23 protein-coding genes are annotated in these 20,482 nt (G+C 31.6%); 17 read left to right on the top strand and 6 right to left on the bottom strand.

Going from position 1 to position 20,482, the window contains the following annotated elements; translation table 11 throughout:
• The first annotated feature begins 310 nt into the window (after nucleotides 1-310).
• The 5 genes from hisA (at nucleotide 311) to dndE (ending at nucleotide 3,436) form a co-directional block, all read left to right on the top strand.
• Nucleotides 311-1,081: a 1-(5-phosphoribosyl)-5-[(5-phosphoribosylamino)methylideneamino]imidazole-4-carboxamide isomerase gene (hisA, locus tag GM3708_RS02870; RefSeq protein WP_066343965.1), complete on the top strand. Its 771-nt coding sequence runs from the start codon at nucleotides 311-313 to the stop codon at nucleotides 1,079-1,081.
• 45 nt (nucleotides 1,082-1,126) lie between these two features.
• Nucleotides 1,127-1,366 carry a 2Fe-2S iron-sulfur cluster binding domain-containing protein gene (locus tag GM3708_RS02865; RefSeq protein ID WP_066343964.1) on the top strand — a complete coding sequence of 80 codons (240 nt, stop codon included), beginning with the start codon at nucleotides 1,127-1,129 and terminating at the stop codon, nucleotides 1,364-1,366.
• A 126-nt stretch (nucleotides 1,367-1,492) separates the two neighbouring features.
• On the top strand, nucleotides 1,493-2,245 hold the full coding sequence (locus GM3708_RS02860; RefSeq protein ID WP_066343963.1) for a DUF305 domain-containing protein: 753 nt from the start codon (nucleotides 1,493-1,495) through the stop codon (nucleotides 2,243-2,245).
• A gap of 307 nt (nucleotides 2,246-2,552) precedes the next feature.
• Nucleotides 2,553-3,017, top strand: a complete 465-nt coding sequence (locus tag GM3708_RS02855; protein ID WP_066343961.1) for a tRNA (cytidine(34)-2'-O)-methyltransferase — start codon at nucleotides 2,553-2,555, stop codon at nucleotides 3,015-3,017.
• A 14-nt stretch (nucleotides 3,018-3,031) separates the two neighbouring features.
• Nucleotides 3,032-3,436, top strand: a complete 405-nt coding sequence (dndE, locus tag GM3708_RS02850) for a DNA sulfur modification protein DndE (protein WP_066343960.1) — start codon at nucleotides 3,032-3,034, stop codon at nucleotides 3,434-3,436.
• Nucleotides 3,437-3,542: 106 nt separating this feature from the next.
• Here the strand turns inward: dndE and GM3708_RS02845 are convergent, their stop codons facing one another.
• Complete coding sequence (locus GM3708_RS02845; protein WP_066343958.1) at nucleotides 3,543-4,535, bottom strand: succinate dehydrogenase/fumarate reductase iron-sulfur subunit; 993 nt, start codon at nucleotides 4,533-4,535, stop codon at nucleotides 3,543-3,545.
• 323 nt (nucleotides 4,536-4,858) lie between these two features.
• On the opposite strand from GM3708_RS02845, the gene GM3708_RS02840 reads away from it, so the two are divergent.
• The 8 genes from GM3708_RS02840 to GM3708_RS02805 all read left to right on the top strand — a co-directional run bounded on the left by GM3708_RS02840 (nucleotide 4,859) and on the right by GM3708_RS02805 (nucleotide 12,304).
• On the top strand, nucleotides 4,859-5,251 hold the full coding sequence (locus tag GM3708_RS02840; RefSeq protein WP_066343957.1) for an AbrB family transcriptional regulator: 393 nt from the start codon (nucleotides 4,859-4,861) through the stop codon (nucleotides 5,249-5,251).
• A gap of 102 nt (nucleotides 5,252-5,353) precedes the next feature.
• Nucleotides 5,354-6,199 (top strand): CPBP family intramembrane glutamic endopeptidase, encoded by an 846-nt coding sequence (locus tag GM3708_RS02835; protein WP_066343956.1) that lies wholly within the window; start codon nucleotides 5,354-5,356, stop codon nucleotides 6,197-6,199.
• Nucleotides 6,200-6,303: 104 nt separating this feature from the next.
• Nucleotides 6,304-7,989 (top strand): AarF/ABC1/UbiB kinase family protein, encoded by a 1,686-nt coding sequence (locus GM3708_RS02830; RefSeq protein ID WP_066343955.1) that lies wholly within the window; start codon nucleotides 6,304-6,306, stop codon nucleotides 7,987-7,989.
• 207 nt (nucleotides 7,990-8,196) lie between these two features.
• Nucleotides 8,197-8,880, top strand: coding sequence for a GDSL-type esterase/lipase family protein (locus GM3708_RS02825; RefSeq protein WP_066343953.1), 684 nt, complete (start codon nucleotides 8,197-8,199; stop codon nucleotides 8,878-8,880).
• Nucleotides 8,881-8,993: 113 nt separating this feature from the next.
• Nucleotides 8,994-10,070: a Gfo/Idh/MocA family protein gene (locus tag GM3708_RS02820; RefSeq protein ID WP_066343952.1), complete on the top strand. Its 1,077-nt coding sequence runs from the start codon at nucleotides 8,994-8,996 to the stop codon at nucleotides 10,068-10,070.
• Nucleotides 10,071-10,198: 128 nt separating this feature from the next.
• Nucleotides 10,199-11,149, top strand: a complete 951-nt coding sequence (locus tag GM3708_RS02815; RefSeq protein ID WP_066343950.1) for an NAD(P)-dependent oxidoreductase — start codon at nucleotides 10,199-10,201, stop codon at nucleotides 11,147-11,149.
• A 32-nt stretch (nucleotides 11,150-11,181) separates the two neighbouring features.
• Entirely contained in the window at nucleotides 11,182-11,682 is a 501-nt protein-coding gene (locus GM3708_RS02810) for a shikimate kinase (protein ID WP_197671683.1), read from the top strand.
• A gap of 4 nt (nucleotides 11,683-11,686) precedes the next feature.
• Nucleotides 11,687-12,304, top strand: a complete 618-nt coding sequence (locus GM3708_RS02805) for a GUN4 domain-containing protein (RefSeq protein ID WP_071827641.1) — start codon at nucleotides 11,687-11,689, stop codon at nucleotides 12,302-12,304.
• A gap of 161 nt (nucleotides 12,305-12,465) precedes the next feature.
• Here the strand turns inward: GM3708_RS02805 and GM3708_RS02800 are convergent, their stop codons facing one another.
• The gene (locus GM3708_RS02800) at nucleotides 12,466-13,524 is read right to left on the bottom strand and encodes a Fe(3+) ABC transporter substrate-binding protein (protein WP_066343947.1); all 1,059 of its coding nucleotides are present in this window, start codon (nucleotides 13,522-13,524) and stop codon (nucleotides 12,466-12,468) included.
• Between the two features lie 301 nt (nucleotides 13,525-13,825).
• Between GM3708_RS02800 and acsF the strand changes: the two genes are divergently transcribed.
• Both acsF and GM3708_RS02790 read left to right on the top strand, forming a co-directional pair.
• A complete protein-coding gene (gene acsF / locus GM3708_RS02795; RefSeq protein ID WP_066343946.1) occupies nucleotides 13,826-14,902 on the top strand; it encodes a magnesium-protoporphyrin IX monomethyl ester (oxidative) cyclase in 1,077 nt (358 codons plus the stop codon).
• A gap of 298 nt (nucleotides 14,903-15,200) precedes the next feature.
• Complete coding sequence (locus GM3708_RS02790; RefSeq protein ID WP_066343944.1) at nucleotides 15,201-15,650, top strand: anti-sigma regulatory factor; 450 nt, start codon at nucleotides 15,201-15,203, stop codon at nucleotides 15,648-15,650.
• Here GM3708_RS02790 and GM3708_RS02785 read toward each other — a convergent pair.
• On the bottom strand, nucleotides 15,647-15,928 hold the full coding sequence (locus GM3708_RS02785) for a DUF6439 family protein (RefSeq protein ID WP_066343943.1): 282 nt from the start codon (nucleotides 15,926-15,928) through the stop codon (nucleotides 15,647-15,649). The genes GM3708_RS02790 and GM3708_RS02785 overlap by 4 nt on opposite strands.
• A 40-nt stretch (nucleotides 15,929-15,968) precedes the next feature.
• On the opposite strand from GM3708_RS02785, the gene GM3708_RS02780 reads away from it, so the two are divergent.
• Entirely contained in the window at nucleotides 15,969-16,331 is a 363-nt protein-coding gene (locus tag GM3708_RS02780; protein ID WP_066343941.1) for a hypothetical protein, read from the top strand.
• Between the two features lie 112 nt (nucleotides 16,332-16,443).
• On the opposite strand, the gene GM3708_RS02775 is transcribed toward GM3708_RS02780, so the two are convergent.
• From GM3708_RS02775 to GM3708_RS02765, 3 genes are read right to left on the bottom strand one after another with little or no spacing between them, the layout of a single operon-like run.
• Nucleotides 16,444-17,037, bottom strand: coding sequence for a tRNA-(ms[2]io[6]A)-hydroxylase (locus tag GM3708_RS02775; protein WP_066343939.1), 594 nt, complete (start codon nucleotides 17,035-17,037; stop codon nucleotides 16,444-16,446).
• A gap of 44 nt (nucleotides 17,038-17,081) precedes the next feature.
• On the bottom strand, nucleotides 17,082-19,289 hold the full coding sequence (locus GM3708_RS02770) for a CHASE2 domain-containing protein (protein WP_066343937.1): 2,208 nt from the start codon (nucleotides 19,287-19,289) through the stop codon (nucleotides 17,082-17,084).
• A gap of 47 nt (nucleotides 19,290-19,336) precedes the next feature.
• Nucleotides 19,337-19,636 carry a hypothetical protein gene (locus GM3708_RS02765; RefSeq protein WP_066343936.1) on the bottom strand — a complete coding sequence of 100 codons (300 nt, stop codon included), beginning with the start codon at nucleotides 19,634-19,636 and terminating at the stop codon, nucleotides 19,337-19,339.
• A gap of 219 nt (nucleotides 19,637-19,855) precedes the next feature.
• Here GM3708_RS02765 and GM3708_RS02760 point away from each other — a divergent pair, with 219 nt between their 5' ends.
• Entirely contained in the window at nucleotides 19,856-20,335 is a 480-nt protein-coding gene (locus tag GM3708_RS02760; RefSeq protein WP_066343934.1) for a hypothetical protein, read from the top strand.
• Nucleotides 20,336-20,482 lie beyond the last annotated feature (147 nt).

The raw sequence follows: 20,482 nt of genomic DNA, 5'->3' as shown, positions 1-20,482 counted from the left end.
TCGACCCTAAAGGCTTCTCTATTTAATTCACTCACACCAGAAGCGGATGTTTAATCCTCTATGTTTGTTAGTATAGCTCTTTTTTTTAAAACTGTCAATGAAGATCTTAAATTTTAGGTAAATTTTGAGAATAAATTTCAAATACTAAAAGCTAAACCCTATACAGAAAAATGTTTATCAGCATTTCTTAAAAAATAAAAAATATTAAAAAATAAAAAATGTTCATGGTTTATTCTTCATTGTCTATAATTTAATGTCCATTGAAAATGATGATATAATAGTGATTCTCTTAACTTATGATTAAATTTTTATGGAAGTTATACCCGCCATTGATTTATTAGCAGGGCGTTGCGTTAGATTATATCAAGGTGATTATGAACAATCTCAAATTTTTAACGAAAATCCTTTAGAAGTTGCTTTACAGTGGCAAAATCAAGGAGCTACACGCTTACATTTAGTGGATTTAGATGGGGCAAAAGAAGGAACAACAGTTAATTTAGATATTATTAAAACTATTGTTGAAACTTTAACTATTCCTGTGCAAGTAGGTGGTGGTTTACGAGATCGTATTTCCGTGGAACGTCTTTTCAATTTAGGGGTAGAAAGAGCTATAGTTGGTACTGTGGCGGTAGAAAATCCTGATTTAGTTACAGAATTATGTGAGGTTTTTCCCAATAAAATCGCCGTTGGCATCGATGCTCGTGATGGTAAGGTTGCCACGAAAGGATGGTTAGAAACTTCGACGGTAGAAGCCACAGATTTAGCTCAAAAAATTTCTAACAAAGCCGCCGCCATTATTTATACTGATATTAGTCGAGATGGTACTTTAATTGGTCCTAATTTAGAGGCTTTAAAAGAATTAGCTAAAGTCACTGATATTCCTGTTATTGCTTCTGGTGGTATTAGTTCCTTAACGGATTTACTCAGTTTATTATCTTTAGAGTACCTAGGGGTAAATGGCGTTATTGTCGGTAAAGCTTTATATACGGGTAAAGTTGATTTAAAAGAGGCGATCGCCGCCATTGGAAATGGTAGAATTCAAGATATTCCTCTCAATTTTGACGATTCTGCTATGGCTTAATTTTTTAAGTTTATTAATCTCCTATTCTCCCAATTCCTTTTTATTATGAGTGTTGAAGTAAAATTTTTACCTGATAATGTCACTGTAACGGCAGAAGTAGGTGAACCAATTTTAGAAGTAGCGAAACGAGGTGGTGTTTTTATTCCTACGGGTTGTGTGATGGGTTCTTGTCACGCTTGTGAAGTTGAACTTGAGGATGGTACGCCTATTTGTGCTTGTATTAGCTCTATTCCTGCGAATACTGCTAAATTTATTGTTAATCTCTATTCAGATCCAGTTTGGTAATAAATTAATTAACAAATGACATTGGAATTAGGTATTAGGAATTAGGAATGACCGAATTACCAATGATAAAAAATATTGATATAATGAAGTTATGACTCTTTAAACAATACAGATGAGGGATCTGCTATGAACAAAAAATTATTAGTTTATAGCCTTGTTAGTATCTTTACAGGTAGTGTTGGAACAGCTTTAGTCATGGTGGCTGTATCGAAAATTAATCCTCAAGCAACTCTTTTGATACCATCGGTTCAAGCTCAGACTTCTTCTCCACCCAAGACTGTTTATCCGATGATGCCAAGAATGATGAATGAACAGCATTTTATTGTCATGATGATTCCCCATCATGAAGGTGCGATCTCCATGGCAGATTTAGCCTTAAATCGAGCAACACATCCCGAAATTAAAGAACTAGCTAAAGCAATTAAAAGCACTCAATCTCAAGAAATTAAACAGATGCAAAGCTGGTATCAAGAGTGGTATAGTGCTGATGTGCCACAGTGGAATCCTGGCATGGGAATGTACGGTTGGAATGGAAATAGATCTCCATCACAACAGGGTAACTGGACTGCTGGTATGGGAATGCACAATCGATGGGGTAATGGACAATCAACAGCTCAATCCGGTTGGCAATCGGGTATGGGTTGTCTAGGAATGAGAACTATGTTAGGCAATACAACTGCGTTGCAAAATGCTCCTGATTTTGACCGTGCTTTTATCGAAGAAATGATCCCTCATCATCAGATGGGTGTAATGATGGCACAAATGGTGTTAGCCTCTAGCAATCGTCCAGAAATTAAGAAATTAGCAAAAACGATTATTGATACTCAAACGGCAGAAATCAACGAAATGCAGCAATGGTATCAGCAATGGTATCAGTAGATATTCAAAAAGGAGATTTATATATAAGAAAGGATATTTTTACTAAATGTTATATAGGGTTTGCTGAGAAAGTGATGTCGTGAAGATAGGCAATAGATAATGGTTTTAGAGTCTTGAAATTCTAATGTAGTATTAAAAATCAAGATTTCAAACTTGGTTTTTAAAGAAAAAACTCTCTTTATGCGCATTTTTTGTTAAGGTAGTATTCCTAAATCCTTGATCAAAAAAAGTTTTTGATTTACCTTAGCAGACTCTATGTAAACTTTTGTCTGTGATAAGCTGAATTACTAATTGCTTAATTATAACCATGGCGAAAATTGTTTTAGTTCATCCTCAAATTCCTCCGAATACTGGTAATATTGCTCGAACTTGTGCGGCTACGCAAACAGAGTTACATCTTGTCGGACCTTTAGGCTTTGAAATTAGTGATCGCTATTTAAAAAGAGCTGGTTTAGATTATTGGCCCCACGTTACATTAACTTATCATCAAAGTTCTGAAGATTTTATCAAAAGTGCGAAGGAAAAAGGAGGAAGATTAATTGGTTTAAGCGTTAGAGGTGCAAACAATTATCTTGAATGTGAATTTAAAGAAGATGATTGGCTTTTATTTGGTAGCGAAACTGATGGTTTACCCCCTGAGGTTTTACAACAGTGTGATATGACTTGTTTTATTAAGATGACGAGTCTTCATGTACGTAGCTTAAATTTATCTGTTAGTGTCTCCGTCGTTTTATTTGAATCTTTACGACAATTGTCCATTACTAATTCCTAGTTTTTTATTAAAATATGCGATCGCCCATAGAAAGAATTAAACTCTCAAAAAAAGCCAAAGATCAACTAATCAAACTAAAAAGAATTACAAAAATAGAACATTGGAATATTTTATGTCGTTGGGCATTTTGTCGTTCATTAGCTGAAGCAAATCCTCCAGCACCTTATCCTGTGCCATCTGATAGTAATGTGGAAATGACGTGGCAAGTTTTTGGGGGTGATATGGGGGATATTTTGCTGATGGCTTTAAAATATAGATGTCATAAAGATGGATTCGATACGGATACTGAAACTTTAAATCATCAATTTCGTTTACATCTCCATCGTGGTATTAGTTATTTAGCTACAGATCCCAATTTACAAAAAATGGAACATTTATTTCAATTAAGTATCAAAAATCAGGAAGATAAAATTAATTAACGTTTGCTAAATCAATATAAAACTTTTGATTTTTGATTATTTAAGCTAATGGCTAACGGCTGACAGCTATCTTTACCAAAAAAACTTTTTCGACAACCCCTAATTATTACCTCAGTTTATGATTTTCTAACTGTACTGCTGAAATTAACGATCTCACTTCTTTGACTCCTTCCGAAGGCTGAAAATGAAAAGGGAATTTCCCAGAGGACAATAAACGCAATCCCAAAGGAGCAATACTTAATAAACCTCGAACATCACGAAAATAATTGCCTACCACCATAACTCCAAATTTACGCTCATCAATCCACCCATCATTTTTTACTAAGTCAATTAAAACTTTTCGATGACGAATTGGGCGACTAGAATTAAGATCTTTTGTCTCTAAAATTGCATTTTTAATTTTACTAATTTGATCTAGTGGTGCAACATCCATCGGACAAACTTCATTGCATAAATAACAACGAGTACAACCCCAAACACCACTGTCTTGATTATCATATTTTTCTAATCTATTTTCTGTGTCATTATCACGAGAATCTGTTACTAAACGATAACTTTTTGCTAAAGCATGAGGACCAACAAAATTAGAATTTACTTCTTTTGCATTGCATTCAGAATAACAAGCACCACACATAATGCAATTACCAGTTTGTTCTAATAATTTTCGTTGTTCAGGAGTTTGTAAAAACTCTTTTTCAGGAATATTTCTGCTGTTGGTACTTATATAAGGTTCAATGGTTTCTAAATCTTGCCAAAATTTAGTCATATCTACTACTAAATCTTTAATAACAGGTAAATTATTAAGAGGAGAAATAATCATTTCGGGGAAGTTTTCTCCTTGAGGGGGATCAATATTTTTTAGCTCTCCTGCAATATTTTCTTTACAAGCTAAAGCAGAACGACCATTAATTTTCATGGTGCAACTTCCACAGATAGTATTGCGACAATTTTTACGGAAGGTCAAACTTCCATCTAATTCCCATTTAATCTGATTTAAACATTCTAAAATTGTATTAGTAGGACTAACATCTAAAGTGTAGTTTTGAAATTTTGGACTAAAATTTGGTTTTTGACGGAGAATTTTAAAAGTAACTTTCATCTTAACTATATAAATTATTTATCTGATTATTTCTATTGTCTGGTGTTAATTTATAACTGACAAGGGCATTTTGCTTAAGTTTTGTAAAATCAGTTAAATTAACTATTTATTTTATTTTTATACTATTGTTTAACTATTCGTCCTTAAAAATAACAATGGTTAACTATTTTTTTTCTTGAGCTATGCAGATAAAATCTGAACTTACGAGAGTAAATTAATAATAATCATTAAAAAAAATTTTTCTAAATGATGATTTAATGATCATTTTTTGTTATGATAAATTATTGTAAGAAATAAAATTAAGAAACAGGAAATAAATTGATATGAGCGAAACATCACCTATTCCTTTAGAGGGAAAAGCTCTATTACAAAAAGTAAAAGAGTTATCCGATATTCCTCGTCGTCAACGTGCTAAAGCTTGTGGTTATTATACTTTAGGAAAAAACGATAAAGAACGAGTAAATTTAACTGCTTTTTATGATGCAGTTTTAGCGGCAAAAGGTGTTCCTCTAGATCCTGAAAGAACAAAAGATGGTCGTGGAAGAGAAGCAACTTTTCGAGTTAGTGTCCATAAAAATGGTCAAATTGTGATTGGTTCTAGCTATACTCAAAAAATGGGATTACAACCTGGTGATGAATTTGAAATTAAATTAGGTTATAAGCATATTCATCTAAAACAAGTTGGTGCAGATGATATTGAATTTGATGAAGATTAATTATCAATATTCATATTTATCAATATAGAGAATTTTACCTTTTTTCTGTATAACTAATCAAAAAATAACCTTTTCTCAAAATAATTAACTTTGTAGATAAAAATGCTAAATTTTGAGGATTATTCAGTAGTTGCTCTATTTAATCAATCTAATTCAATTATAAAAATTATTTTATTTTTGATAATATGGGCGGTTATCTGGTTTCCCATCGCAATTCCTATCGCAAGGTTAGTCAAATGGCAAATAGCCGCACCAATTTCCAATACACAAAAACTAACTTTTATAATTTCTCTCTATTCTCTTGTACCCATTTTAACTTGGGCAGTGATAGTAGTAGAAAACACTTCGTTAGAAACAATAGGATTGATTTTTCAAGTTAGTCTTCTTAAGTCTATCCTATTTGGCTATGGTTTGGGCATTATAACCACCTTTGTCATTGATGCCATAGAATTAATGACGGGTTGGTTAATGTTCAATAATCAAGAGGATTCTGCCCCTAATATATGGGTTAATTTACCCTTACTTTTGTTGGTAAGTTTTTTTATCGCTTCCATTGAAGAGTTAATTTTTAGAGGTATATTCGTCAATTTCTTACTAGAAGATTTTAATCTTTGGCTTAGTGCCATTATTTCGAGTTTTATTTTTGCTTTATTACATCTAATTTGGGAACAAAAAAACACACTTCCTCAGTTACCCGGATTATTTTTAATGGGAATAGTTCTTTTTTATGCCCGTATCATCGATGGTGGTAGTTTAGGATTAGCCATCGGTTTACATGGTGGTTGGGTATTTGTTTTAGCTTGTGTTGATACATTTAATCTTTATCGTTATAATCCTTCAGGAAAAAGTTGGTTAATTGGTAAAAAAGATCAACCTCTCGGTAGTATTGCTGGTTTAAGTGTTTTATTGTTGACAATTTTGTTTTTAGGTTTAAAAAACTTCATTTAAGTAAGATTGAGATTTAAGAAAAAGCTATTATTTTTGAGTCAAACTAGAGTTATAATTAGTTCTGACTATCTAAAATACTTTTATATAAAACCTGATTAGAAAACGTGATTTATTCTTCTTCAGATTCCTATAAGCGAGAGACTGAGCCTTTAAGACGTTATTCGGCGGAAGATATTGCAAAATACTATCGTTATCGCCCTTGGTTAGGATTATTTCGGAGTGTGAAAATTTTTTTATATTTTGCTGTTTTTATTATTCAATTAACTTTAGATAAATGGTTTAAAAAAGAAGAAAATAATAAACAAAAAAGAGCAGAGCAATTAAGAAAAATCCTGACAAAGTTAGGTCCTACATTTATTAAAGTTGGTCAAGCACTTTCCACTCGTCCTGATTTAATTCGCAAAGATTTTCTAGAAGAATTAATAAAGTTACAAGATCAACTTCCTCCTTTTGATAGTAGAATTGCTTTTGAGATTATTGAAAGTGAATTAGATTTAGAAGTAGAAGAAGCCTATAAAGAAATTTCAGCTACTCCCGTCGCAGCGGCAAGTTTAGGGCAAGTATATAAAGCAGTTTTACACACAGGGGAAGAAGTTGCTGTTAAAGTTCAACGTCCTAATTTATTACCTGTTATTCGCTTAGATTTATATTTAATGCGTTTAGCTTCTCGATGGGTTGCTCCTTTTTTACCTCTTAATTTAGGTCATGATTTAGGTTTAATTGTTGATGAATTTGGAACTAAATTATTTGAAGAAATTGACTATATAAATGAGGGAAGAAATGCTGAGAAATTTGCTAGTAATTTTTTAGGAGATCCTGAAGTCAAAGTTCCCTGTATTTACTGGCGTTATAGTAGTCATAATGTTTTAACTTTAGAATGGATTAATGGTTATAAATTAAATGATTTAGATACCATTCGTGAGGCAGGTTTAGATCCTAGTGATATTATCCGCATTGGTGTTACATCAGGATTGAGACAATTGTTAGAACATGGTTTCTTTCATGCAGATCCACACCCAGGAAATTTATTCGCTATGCCCGATGGTAAAATGGCTTATATTGATTTTGGTATGATGGATCAATTAACAGAGGATACCAAAGAAACGATCGCTTCTTCTGTCGTGCAATTGATAAATCGTGATTATCAGGCTTTGGCTAAAGATTTTGTTAATTTAGGCTTCTTAACTCCAGAAACGGATATAAAGCCCATAATTCCCGCCTTAGAAAAGGTTTTAGGCAATGCCGTTGGACAAAGTGTAGGAAATTTTAACTTTAAAACTATTACTGATGATTTTTCAGAATTGATGTATGAGTATCCTTTTAGAGTACCTGCGAAATTTGCTTTAATCATTCGTTCATTAGTCACTCAAGAGGGTTTAGCTTTAAGTCTTAATCCTGATTTTCGCATTGTGGAAGTGTCTTTTCCTTATATTTCTCGTCGTTTATTGACGGAAGAATCTCCTGCTATGCGTAAACGCCTAATTGAGGTATTGTTTAAAGATGGTAGGTTTCAATGGGAAAGATTAGAGAATATGATTGCCATCGCTCAATCTGATCGTCAATTTGATTTATTGCCTACTGCTAGTTTAGGATTACAATTTTTAGTGTCAGAGGAGGGAGATTATTTACGACGCCAATTAATTACGGCTTTAATCGAAGACGATAGATTACATACGGAAGAAGTACACAGATTATGGACGTTAATTCAACCAGAATTAAAACCACAAAAACTTTTTGATGTGGCATTACAAGCTATTAAACAATTCTCTCAAGAATTAGTGGCAAATTAAATCGTAGGGGTGAATGGTATTCACCCAGATAAATGGTAAGCTCAAACCCATCTAAGTTGACTGGTAATAGTAGGTAAGGCAAAAGGCAACAAAAAGCAAGTTTCAGTCATGTTCAAAAATAAATAAAAAATGTAAGTTAAATGCGTCTACGCTTATTCACCCAAATAAGTGGTATTCACCTGGCTAAATGATATTCACTTGAGATTAATGCAAATTTTAGATAATCCTCATCATTCACAACACAAATCTCAGCCTTTGCGTATTATTGCCATTGGTGATAGTTTGGTTTATGGTTATGGAGATAAAGAAGGTGGCGGCTGGGTAGAAAGATTACGTCGTCATTGGATGAATAGTGATCATGATCATGTTTTATATAATTTAGGTATTCGTGGCGATCGCACAAATCAAGTAAATAGTCGTTTATCTCAAGAATTTACTTATCGAGGAGAATTAAGAAATAGATATCCAGATTTGATTATTGTATCAGTAGGAGTAAATGATACGGCTCGTTTAGGACATATTCAGGGAAGAAATCTCACTAACCATGAGCAATTTGCTAAAGATATAAATAATTTACTAGATCAAGCACAAAAATTATCGTCAGTTATGTTTGTGGGTATGACTCCTGTAGATGAGGAAAAAATGCCTTTTTTAGATTGTTTTTATTATAATCTCAGAGATCAATATCATTATAAAGAAATTACGAAACAAGCCTGTGAAAGTAGAAAAATTCCCTATCTGGATATTTTTGATATATGGATGAGTAGAGGAGAACATTGGCGAAAAGGACAAATGTCAGAAGATGGACTTCATCCTAATGTCAAAGGTTATGAATATCTTTTTCATGAGGTAATTAACTGGCAGTTGCTACAAGCAAAAGTTAATTTCTAACTCCTAATTCCTAATTATTCAACCAATTTTGTTTAACTATGATACTATCTGAGTTAAATAAGTAAAAATATCTAAAAATATTCAATTATTTGTGTTGGGGAGTATTAATAAAAATGAAAAATCAACGATTATCCGCAGGTAATTTGCAGATGCAAAGAAATTATAATCATCCTTTAAAAATAGGAGTTATCGGGGTTGGTAATATGGGGCAACATCACACCCGTGTATTAAGTTTACTAAAAGATGTGGAATTAGTGGGCATCGCAGATGTTAATGTAGAGCGAGGTTTAGATGTTGCTAGTAAATACCGAGTTCATTTTTTTGAAAATTATTTAGAAATGTTGCCTAATGTGGATGCTGTTTGTATTGCCGCTCCCACAAGATTACATCATCAAGTAGGTTTAGAATGCTTAAATGCAGGAGTACACGTTTTAATTGAAAAACCAATTGCTGCTAGTATCACAGAAGCTGAATCTTTAGTAAATGCCGCCGCCGCTACGAATTGTATTTTGCAAGTAGGGCATATCGAGCGATTTAATCCTGCCTTTCAAGAATTAAGCAAAGTCTTAAAAACAGAGAATTTATTAGCTTTAGAAGCCCATCGCATGAGTCCATATTCTGATCGTGCTAATGATGTATCCGTAGTGTTAGATTTGATGATCCATGACTTAGATTTATTGTTAGAATTAGCTGAATCTCCCGTCGTAAAATTAAGTGCAACTGGTAGTCGAGCCTCAGAATCGCAATATTTAGACTATGTAACTGCTACCTTGAATTTCGCTAATGGTATTGTGGCTACTGTCACGGCTAGTAAAGTAACTCATCGTAAAATTCGTCGTATTGTTGCCCATTGTAAAAATAGCCTTACAGAAGCGGATTTTCTCAATAATGAAATTCTAATTCATCGTCAAACTACCGCTAATTATACAACTGATTACGGTCAAATTTTATATCGTCAAGATGGTTTAATTGAAAAAGTATATACCAGTAATATTGAGCCTTTACACGCAGAATTAGAACATTTTGTTAGTTGTGTCAGAGGTGGAAATAAACCTTCTGTAGGGGGAGAACAAGCTTTAAAAGCCTTACGATTAGCTAGTTACATTGAACAGTTAGCTTTAGATGGAAAAGTATGGCAAGAATCACCCTTAGATTTAAAACAACTCAATGGAGAGTTTATCAATCTTTAAAAAATCAATTATTAATAATCGACAATTGACAATTAATTAGATGGTAATAAAAAAATCTAATAAATCAATATAAATCAATTTTTACTTTCTAATTTGTTAACGAATGGGAATTGAATAAATAATAAAATATGCGCATTTTTGTTACTGGTAGTAGTGGCTGTATTGGTCATTATATAGCTGATTTATTAATTAAAAATACAAATCATGAATTATTTTTATTAGTTAGAAATCCTAATAAATTAAAGTTTGATTATAACTATCGTGAAGGTATTAATATTATTCAAGGAGATTTATCACAAATTCTTGAATATAAAGACTTATTAAGTACCATTAATATAGCTATTTTGGCGGCTACTTGTTGGGGAGGAGAAAAAGAATCTTATCAAATAAATGTAGAAGCAAATATCAATTTAATTAACAGTTTAAATAAAGATAATTGTCAACAGATAATTTATTTTTCAACGGCTAGTATTTTAGGTCAAAATAATCAACTTTTAACTGAAGCAGGAGAAATTGGGACTGATTATATTAGAACGAAATATCAATGTTTCACTCAGTTATCAGCATTAGAATTATATCCAAAAATTATCACTGTTTATCCTACTTTAGTTTTTGGTGGTGATGAAAATAAACCTTATTCTCATCTTTCAGGTGGTTTAAAAGATTTACCTAAATTGATGAATTTAATTCGTTGGTTTCAAGCCGATGGTAGTTTTCATTTTCTCCATGCTTATGATATTGCAACGGTGATTGTTTATTTAGTGGAAAATGGTAATAATTTAGATGATAGTTTTGATAAAAAATTAGTTTTAGGGAATCAACCTTTAACAGTTAATCAAGTGATAAAAGAGATTTGTAATTATCTTGATAAAAAGATTTATTTTCAGATTCCGTTACCAATTTGGTTAGCAAATATTTTTATAAAAGTTTTTAATATTCAAATGGCTGAATGGGATTATTTTTGTTTTAATTATCGTCATTTTATTTATAGTAAATTTGTTAATCCTAGTACCTTTAACTTAGAATCTTATGCTCCAAATTTAACTAAATTATTAGAAGTTTCACAAGTTCCTAAATAGATAGTTTATTTTTTATGATCAAAATAGTTATAATGGGTAACTCTAGCTCTGGAAAATCAAGTTTAGCGAAAAGACTAACTCAAGAATTTAACTTACCACATCTGGATCTCGATACCCTTGCTTGGAAACCAGAAAAAACTCCTATTCGTCATGATTTATCTGTTAGCTTAAAAGAAATAATGACTTTTATCAATCACTCTAAAAATTGGGTAATTGAAGGTTGTTATGGTGACTTAATAGAAAACATTTTACCTTACACTGAGTTATTAATTTATCTTAATTTAGAACTTAATGTTTGTTTAGAAAATAATAAAAAACGTCCTTGGGAAGCTCATAAATATCAGACACCAGAAGCTCAACAAGCAAATTTAAGTATGTTAGAATCATGGATTCAAGATTATTTTGTCAGAAATGATGAGTTTTCTTTTAGTTATCATCAGCAATTATTTAATTCATTTCAAGGAAATAAAATTGAGTATAACAATAATTGGAATGAAGATATAATTAAACTAATTGATAGTAAAAATAGATAAAGTTATGACGGATGTTGAAACAAGATTAAAGTTATTAGAAAATCAAGTAAAAACATTAAATGAAAGTATCAGAATCAAAGAATTAGAAGCAAAAATTCTAGAATTAACTACTGTTATTGATAATCTTCAAGAACAATTTATTCTTTTACCTGATATTGCTAGATATGGTAAATTAAAAAACTATTTACAAAAAGGTGACTTTCGTAATGCTGACGAAGAAACTAGCAGAATTATGTTAGAAGTAACAGGAGAAGAACGAGAAACTTTAACTCCTAATGATGTTAGTAAATATCCTTGTAACTCTTTATTTGTGATTGATGAAATTTGGCAAAAATATAGTGATAAAAAGTTTGGTTTTAGTGTTCAGTTAAAAGCTTATTTCCAAGTCGGTGGTAATATTGACACGATTAGAGCACAAGATATTAATATTTTAAGAAAATTTGCAGATCAAGTCGGATGGCTTAATGATAAGAAAGAAGCCAAATTTGAAGATTATGATAATTGGGATTTTAGTTTATCCGCTCCTGATGGTTGTTTTCCTGCACATTGGTGGAAATCCCCTTATGGACTCAAAATGGTTACATTTTTCTTCGCTCGTTTAATTTCTTGTAATTTGATTTAATAAAAATGTGGAAAAGAATTCTTCTTTCTTCTTGAGGCAAGATGTTTATAAGGTCGGGGTTAATTTGTTTAGCCCTCACCTCAACCCTTTTCCCACAGGGCGAGGGGAGCTTTTTTGTTATAAAGAAAACATTACATAGAAATTTTTTATTAACTATTAATCTATTTCCAACCAGCACGATCCATTATTTTTAAAGCATTGGCTAAATTAGGTCCTACTTTGCTTAAGGAGACATTAGAAGATCTGAAATTACCAAAATTCTTTAAAACAGGATCAATTTGTGCCCCTTTAACTACTGGATATTCAAAATTACCTTTCGCAAAATAGTTTTGTGCAGAGGGAGTTGTTAAATATTCTAAAAATTTAATTGCACCAGCTCTATTAGGAGCATTTTTTAGTACTCCACCACCACTAATATTAGAAAAAGCACCACTTTGTCCTTTTCCTTGATTAGGGAAAAATACCCCTATACGTTCAAAAATCTCTTTCTTTTTTGGATCGTTTGCATAAGCACCTAAATAATAAGTATTAGCAACAGTTAAATCAGCAATACCTGCCGCAACGGCTTCAAATTGATCTCGATCTCCTCCTTGAGGTTGACGAGCAAAATTCGCAACAACACCTTTAGCCCATTGTTCTGTTTTTGCCTGTCCATTAATCCCTAAAAGCCAAGCTGTTAAAGATTGATTATAGATATTAGTGGAAGTACGCATAATTAATTTTCCACGCCATTTTGGATTCGCTAAATCTTCATAAGTAGATAATTGATTAGGATTAATTTTTCCTTTTCTATACATAATAACTCGAACTCTTGTACTAAATCCAAACCATTCATTTTTAGCAGTATCTCGTAAAGATGCTGGAATCTTTTGATTTAAGGTAGAAGAATTAACGGGTGAAAAAATCCCTGCTTGTTGTGCTTGCCAAATATTTCCTACGTCTGCTGTCAAAAAAATGTCTGCGGGAGAATTACGCCCTTCACTTTTAATTCTTTGCAATAATTCCTCTCCTTTTCCTTCAACTAAATTGACTTTTATTCCTGTTTGTTTTTCAAAATCTTTATATAGTTTCATATCCGTGTTGTAGTGACGAGATGAATATAAATTGATTTCTTGTTTTTTTTGGGCAAAAGAACTTCTTACTCCCGTGAATTCAGCTAAAGCTACCGCCCCTAAAGCTCCAGTTGCACCAAGGAATAATCTTCTACTAACTTTATTCATTAATTTTTTTGATTGTACAGAGTATTTTAATTTCATTAGCTATTTTATCAGTATTGAGAATAAATTGCACTAATTTTGAGATATAATATCAAAAAGTTGAGTCATCAATTATTGATATTTGAAAGTATCCCTTAATTTCAGAAAAATCCATTGATGTTAAGCAATCCCTTATTAAAATTATTTTTTTGTTACAATACTTAATAAAATAGGTTATTGAGATGGTAAAGATTTTGTTAAACTGAGATTTAAGCTGAATTTTTACGAGCAAAAAGCAATAAATAGAGTTTTTTAAAAAAATATTATGGTAACAACAGTACAAAAACCCGAATACGAAGAAATACGTCCGGGTGTAAAAGCACCAGCCAAAGAAACAATATTGACTCCTCGTTTTTATACAACGGACTTTGATGCCATGGCAAAAATGGACATCACCGTTAACGAGGAAGAATTACAAGCAATTTTAGATGAATTTAAAGTTGATTATAATCGTCATCATTTTGTCCGTAACTCTGATTTTGATCAATCATGGGATCACATTGATGGAGAAACTCGTCAATTATTCATCGAATTTCTTGAACGCTCTTGTACTGCAGAATTTTCAGGATTTCTATTATATAAAGAATTAGGCAGACGTTTAAAAAATAAAAACCCTTTATTAGCTGACTGTTTTAATCTCATGTCTCGGGATGAAGCCCGTCATGCAGGTTTTTTAAATAAAGCAATGTCTGACTTCAATTTATCCTTAGATTTAGGATTTTTAACCAAAAGTCGTGACTATACATTTTTTCAACCTAAATTTATTTTTTATGCCACTTATCTTTCTGAAAAAATTGGTTATTGGCGTTACATCACAATTTACCGTCATTTAGAACAAAATCCTGAAAGCCGTATTTATCCTATCTTCAAATTTTTTGAAAATTGGTGTCAAGATGAAAATCGTCATGGAGACTTTTTCGATGCTATTCTTAAAGCTAAACCTGAATACTTAAATGATTGGAAAGCAAGACTATGGTGTCGTTTTTTCCTATTATCAGTATTTGCGACTATGTATCTCAACGATTTACAACGTTCTGATTTTTATGCTTCTATTGGCTTAGATGCAAGAAGCTATGATAAACACGTTATTGAGAAGACTAATAATACCGCAGGAAGAGTTTTTCCGATCATTATCGATGTCAATAATCCCGCTTTTTATGACAGTTTAGAAATTTGTGTTAGTAATTGCGAAAAATTACGTGCTATTGATGCAAGTAATGCCATCGCACCAGTAAAATTCCTTCGCAAATTACCTTTATTTTTATCTAACGCTAGTCAATTTATTCGCTTGTATTTCATTAAGCCCATTGACGCAGAAAATTTACAAGGTACTGTCCTTTAAATAATTGGTAATTAACAATTAACAATGAAACTAAACTTTATCCTTTTCTCTCTCCTTATTATAAAAGCGAGAGATTTTTTTATGTATAAATGCTTATAAATAAGTAATTAAATTAAATTTCATCTAAGTTTTGTGAAATTCTAGTAAAGATTAAGTATTTTTAAGGAATTTAATAAATATGATATAATTGAAGGTGAAATAATATTTTCAAGATATTTTCTGTTTAATAACAATTAGTACTTGTCATTTCATTATCCTTTATTCAAAATTCAATTATCAATAATCAGGAGTTAATAACGTGATTTCTATTGAACTACCAGTTAATGTTAGTAATTGGAAAACAGTTAGTTTTGCTTCTACTTTATATCTTTGTCCGATACTTGATTTATTATTAGAGAAAATACCTAAGCAACTACACCCAGAAATTAGATTAGGTCTTCAGGAAGCTTTAGTAAATGCAGCAAAACATGGCAATAAACTTGATCCTAGCAAAAGAGTAATAGTGAAATTTTCTTATTATAAAGGAGAATATTCTTGGTTAGTATGTGATCAAGGCAACGGATTTATCCAAGAATGTAATTGTCCCTTAGATAAACCAGATTTGCCCCCAGAAGAGTCTGAAAATGGTAGAGGATTATGTATGTTGCATCAGATTTTTGATCAGGTGTTATGGAATCACCAAGGCACTCAAGTAAAACTTTCTAAACAATTTCATAAATTTTCAAAATCCTCTCTACTCATTTCTTAATGAGTTTTTTTATGACCATGAGTAGGGCAAGGTAGAGGTTTAATACTACGATTTAACCAACCTTGAGCCTGATTAATTCTCAATAATGCTTCCTCAGGCTGGTCATTGAGTAAATATACTAGACTCGACGTTAACTGTTGTAATGCCTGTGCTTGACGATCATTTTTTAGTTTATGCCAATCATAAGAACTAATAGTCGTTTTTTCTGCTAATAATTGTGCTAATTCTAAGTTACTCATCTGTGTCGCTACAGATTTTGATTCTACATTTAAACTCATGTTGTTATAATTCTCCTTAGTATATTGTTTTTATTGTAGAATGTCTGACCACGAAACTAACTCCGATTCCACTGAATTTAATATTGCAGATGCGATCGCCAATGTAGAAGCATCATTAGAGAAAATAAAACAACGCCATCAACAAATCAGAGAAGATCAAATTAGAAAAAACGAACTAGAAAATCGTCAACAAGAAATCAAAGAATTAAAAAAAGAAAATAATCATCAAGATTCTATTAAAAGTGAGTTACATTATATCGAAGAAGAATTAACTCAAATAGAGATGCGTTTAGAGAGTGAGCTATTTAAATGGAGTAGTTTAATTGAACCCTTTTGGCTGATGGTACGCTTCGGAGGTATTGGAGTAATTATCGGTTGGATACTTAAAACAATTAACAGTTAACAGTTAACAATGTTGGAAGGTGCAAGAAAAATCTAAACTTGCATTTTTTAACATTAGTAAAAAATTGAACAAATTCTTAACCATTGCCTATATTATGTAAATCCTAGCTTACTTAACTGTGAATTCTTGGTTCAGGATAAAGATGACTGAGTATATTGCTTTCTAATTGTGCTAATTCTTCTAATCTTTCATCTACGATCTGTCGCTCAAAATACTGTGTTGCTAAAACCCAATAAATACCGTAATGTCTAGCTTCGGAAGCCATTAAACCTTGATAAAATTTAGCTAAATTAACATCAGGGCAATGATTAGCTAATAAGCCTAATCTTTCATGAGATCTTGCTTCAATTAAAGCCGATACTAATAAAGAGTCTAAAAGTCTATGAGGTTCATGTCTTCTGATAGCATCTTTTAAAGTTGCACCATAAGGAGAAGGTTTTAAAGGTGCGAGGGGAATGCCTTTTTTTTCTAACCATTGATTAACCTGTTCAAAATGCTCTAATTCTTCTTTAGCAATAGCTGTAAGTTGATGAATTAAAGACTCATGGGAAGGATAACGGAATAACATATTTACCGCTACTCCTGCGGCTTTACGTTCACAGTGAGAATGATCTAATAAAATCACATCAAGGTTATTAAGGGCTTGTTTCAACCATGATTCATGGGTAGGTTGACAAAGTAATTTAATTTTAGTATGGGTTAACACAATCTTAAGAGGTACTTATCAATAAAATTTTGTCAAAATCTAAGTTATTTATCTGTGGGTATCATAATTTTTTCCGTAGATGCAGATAAATAAGTGAAATAAAGTTGAAAACAATTATTGTTAGGATCAACAGTAATAACTTTACCATAAATATCATCACAATAAGGATAGTCAATTAAATTTATTTTTAAGTTATCTAAAGCTTGAGGCAAGAAAAATTGTTCTGAAATTAAACTTATTTGCGCTCCTTTTTCGATGTCTTTGATAATAATTTTATTGATGATTCCGACATAATTAATTTGGGTAACATCTTTCTCACTCAACAAACAATATTTGATCTGTAATGGTTTATCTAAAGTAATAAATGATTCCTTTGGTTCGGGTAAAAATAAAGAAGTATTTCCTTCTATTCCTATAATTTTATAAATATTAATTGGTTCTTTCACCCCTTTCGGAGAAACTCTTTTTGTTTCTGCTATTTCGACTTTACATTGTAAAATATTTAAGGTTTTTTCTGATATTAAAATCTCTCTACCTTTTGTATAAGATTCAATACGATAAGTCAAGTTAACTTCACTGCCAACGATACCATATTTAGTTCTTTTTTCTGAGCCAATATTACCTACAACCACTTCTCCTGTATTTATGCCGATACCCATTTTTAAGGGCGAATATCCCCATAATGTCATTTGTTTGTTAATTTCTTCCATGGCTAATTGCATGGCTAAACCACAGGCAATTGCTCTGTCTGCGTCGTCTTTTCGCATCACTGGTGCACCAAATAAAACTAAAATACCATCTCCCATAAATTCATCTATAGTACCTTGATATTCAGTAATAATGTTCGCCATAAATCCTAAATAATAGTTAAGAATTTTTACCACTTCTTCAGGAGGTAATGATTCACTAACAGCAGTAAAACCTCGTAAATCGCAGGTAAGAATGGTAATAGTGCGTCTTTCTCCGCCCAATTTTACTCCTTCTGGTGTTTCTAGTAAAATATTTACAATTTCCGCACTTAAATAGCGTCCAAAAGTATGACGAATTTTTGAGGCATTTCTTGCTGTATAAATTGTAATACTTCCCGCCGCACTAATTAAACCCATTAGAGGAGGAATTAAAGGTATCCACCAGTTAGATAAAAAACTAACATAAACGATAATTATCAAAAATATTTCGGCAATTATAAAAATAATAAATCCCTTAGAAAAATTATTAGCTTTCCTAAATTTCCAAATAATAGTTGCCCCGATTATTGTCCATATTATAATCCAAATATTTTCTTGATTTTTTGACCATATTTTAAATAATGGTCGATCATCTAATACACTGCTAATAACTTGACTAATTATATTAGCATGAATTTCTACTCCAGACATTCGTTGATCAGGTCTGCTAGTATAAGGAGTAGGGTGAACATCTTGGAAACTTTCGCCAACAAAACCGATTAAAATAATTTTATCTTTTCCCCAATTTGATGGTAATTTATTATCTAAAACATCAAATAAATTTACTGTCTCAAAGTGATTAACACTACCTCTATAATTAAGCAGAATTTGATAGCCACCACTATCTGCATTACTATAACCACCATCGTTACTTTCTAAGGGAATAAAAACTGTATTTTTCAAACGCCAAAAATCATTTTTTTCATTGGTTTCTAAGGTAATATTTTTTCTTTCTAAATATAATAATGCCAAATACATTCCTAAACTAAAAGCTTTTTCACTAGGTAAAGCTAATAAAGCACGACGAATTTTATTATCTTTGTCAGCAATTATATCATTAAAACCTATTTGATTTTTAGCTTTAAGAATCGGTGAAGGTTTGACTCGATATTGTCTTGTTTTTCCCACCATTTTCTCAATGCCAATGATATTGTTGTTATTTTCAAATATTTTTTTTAGTTCATCAGTACCAGGTGGAATGGGTACATCTCGATAAACATCTAAACCAATGGCGACGGGTTGATAATCCAGTAGTTTTTTGAGTAACTTTGCATAAATTTCATCGGAAATTAAAGCCGTACCGATTTTTTCTACATCTTCTTCTCCTATGCCCACAATGACAACTCTATCATCTTGAGGTTGAGGCGATCGCATTTTAAGAAAAAGATCAAAAGCAAATAATTCTAAGGGTTGAAATAAGCCAAAATAACGAGCAAGAATAATCAGCAAAGAAACCAAAGGTGCTGTAATCCAAACACCTCGCCACTGCCACCAAAAAGATTTTATATCTAATTTATCTTTCATTTTATCATAGAAATTTTATCAGTAGTTTATCCTTAACAATCTCAATTCTATAAAAAGTTTATTATATACTCTTTAAATAATAAATCTAACGAAAAATAACTAATCCCATTTTTTTGTTTTTCTTGAACTAAATAACGCCTATCTAAAGAGAGTATGCCATTAATAATTTCTGAGGAAGAAAAGGGTAAAGAATTTTGTATTTGTTTGAAAGTAAAAAAATTATTTTCTTTACTCATCAACATAATTATTTGTATTTCTAAAGCTGATAGTCGAGTTAATAAATTATCAAAAACTAATACTATTTCTTGAGGTAAAAATAATAAATTTTCTGCCAAAAAAGATTTCACAGAGCAAGAAAAAATTTTATCGATAACTAAATTTATTGAATTTAAAAATAAGCAATTTCCTTAACTAGTAAAGATGCGGGTAGTTTTAGCCTCAATGGATTTCAGTTATTTTATACTGGTGTAAGTCCAGACTTTGAAGCTAAAAATCAATATCAGGTAAGAATCAATGTCGATGATACTACCGTTGGGGCGACTCCTGATACTTTTAGCAATGTTAGTTTGAGTATTACTAATGTTCCTGATACATCTGATGAACTTCTTACCACTCCTTTTACTCGTTTTCAAAATAAAGATCGAACTGGTACATATTTATTTGCAGGACCTCAAGAAACTCAAAGTATTCTTCAAAACTTCCCTAATTTTCGGCTAGAAGGTACGGCTTTTAAAGCGGCTGTTCAACCCAATGATGATTTAATTCGCTTTAATCGTTTCCAAAATACAAGTGTACCCGGTACTTATTTTTTTGCGGGAGAAACAGAAAGTCAAAGCATTCGTCAAAACTTCCCCAATTTTAAAGAAGAAGGTATTGCTTTTTATGCTTATGATGGTAACGCAAGTAAAGGAGTTGATTTCTACCGTTTCCAAAATACCGAACAACCCGGTACTTATCTATTTGTAGGACAACAAGAAAGAGATAGTATTCTAGCTAATTTCCCTCAATTCCGATTAGAAGGAGTTGCTTTTGAAGCGGCAGTTTAATAACCTTTTTGTTTATATCTAAGTTTTATCAAAATTTTGAGTTTAAAATTTTAGTTCCCCTTATGATTCAAACTAGGGGAGTTTTTTTGTTACCATAATAACCTGAAGTTAAAATAACTTTGTAGCTTTTTTTACTAATAACAAATT

It is taken from the genome of Geminocystis sp. NIES-3708 (assembly GCF_001548095.1).
Classification (GTDB): domain Bacteria; phylum Cyanobacteriota; class Cyanobacteriia; order Cyanobacteriales; family Cyanobacteriaceae; genus Geminocystis.
This window is presented reverse-complemented; position numbering and strand designations above follow the sequence as displayed.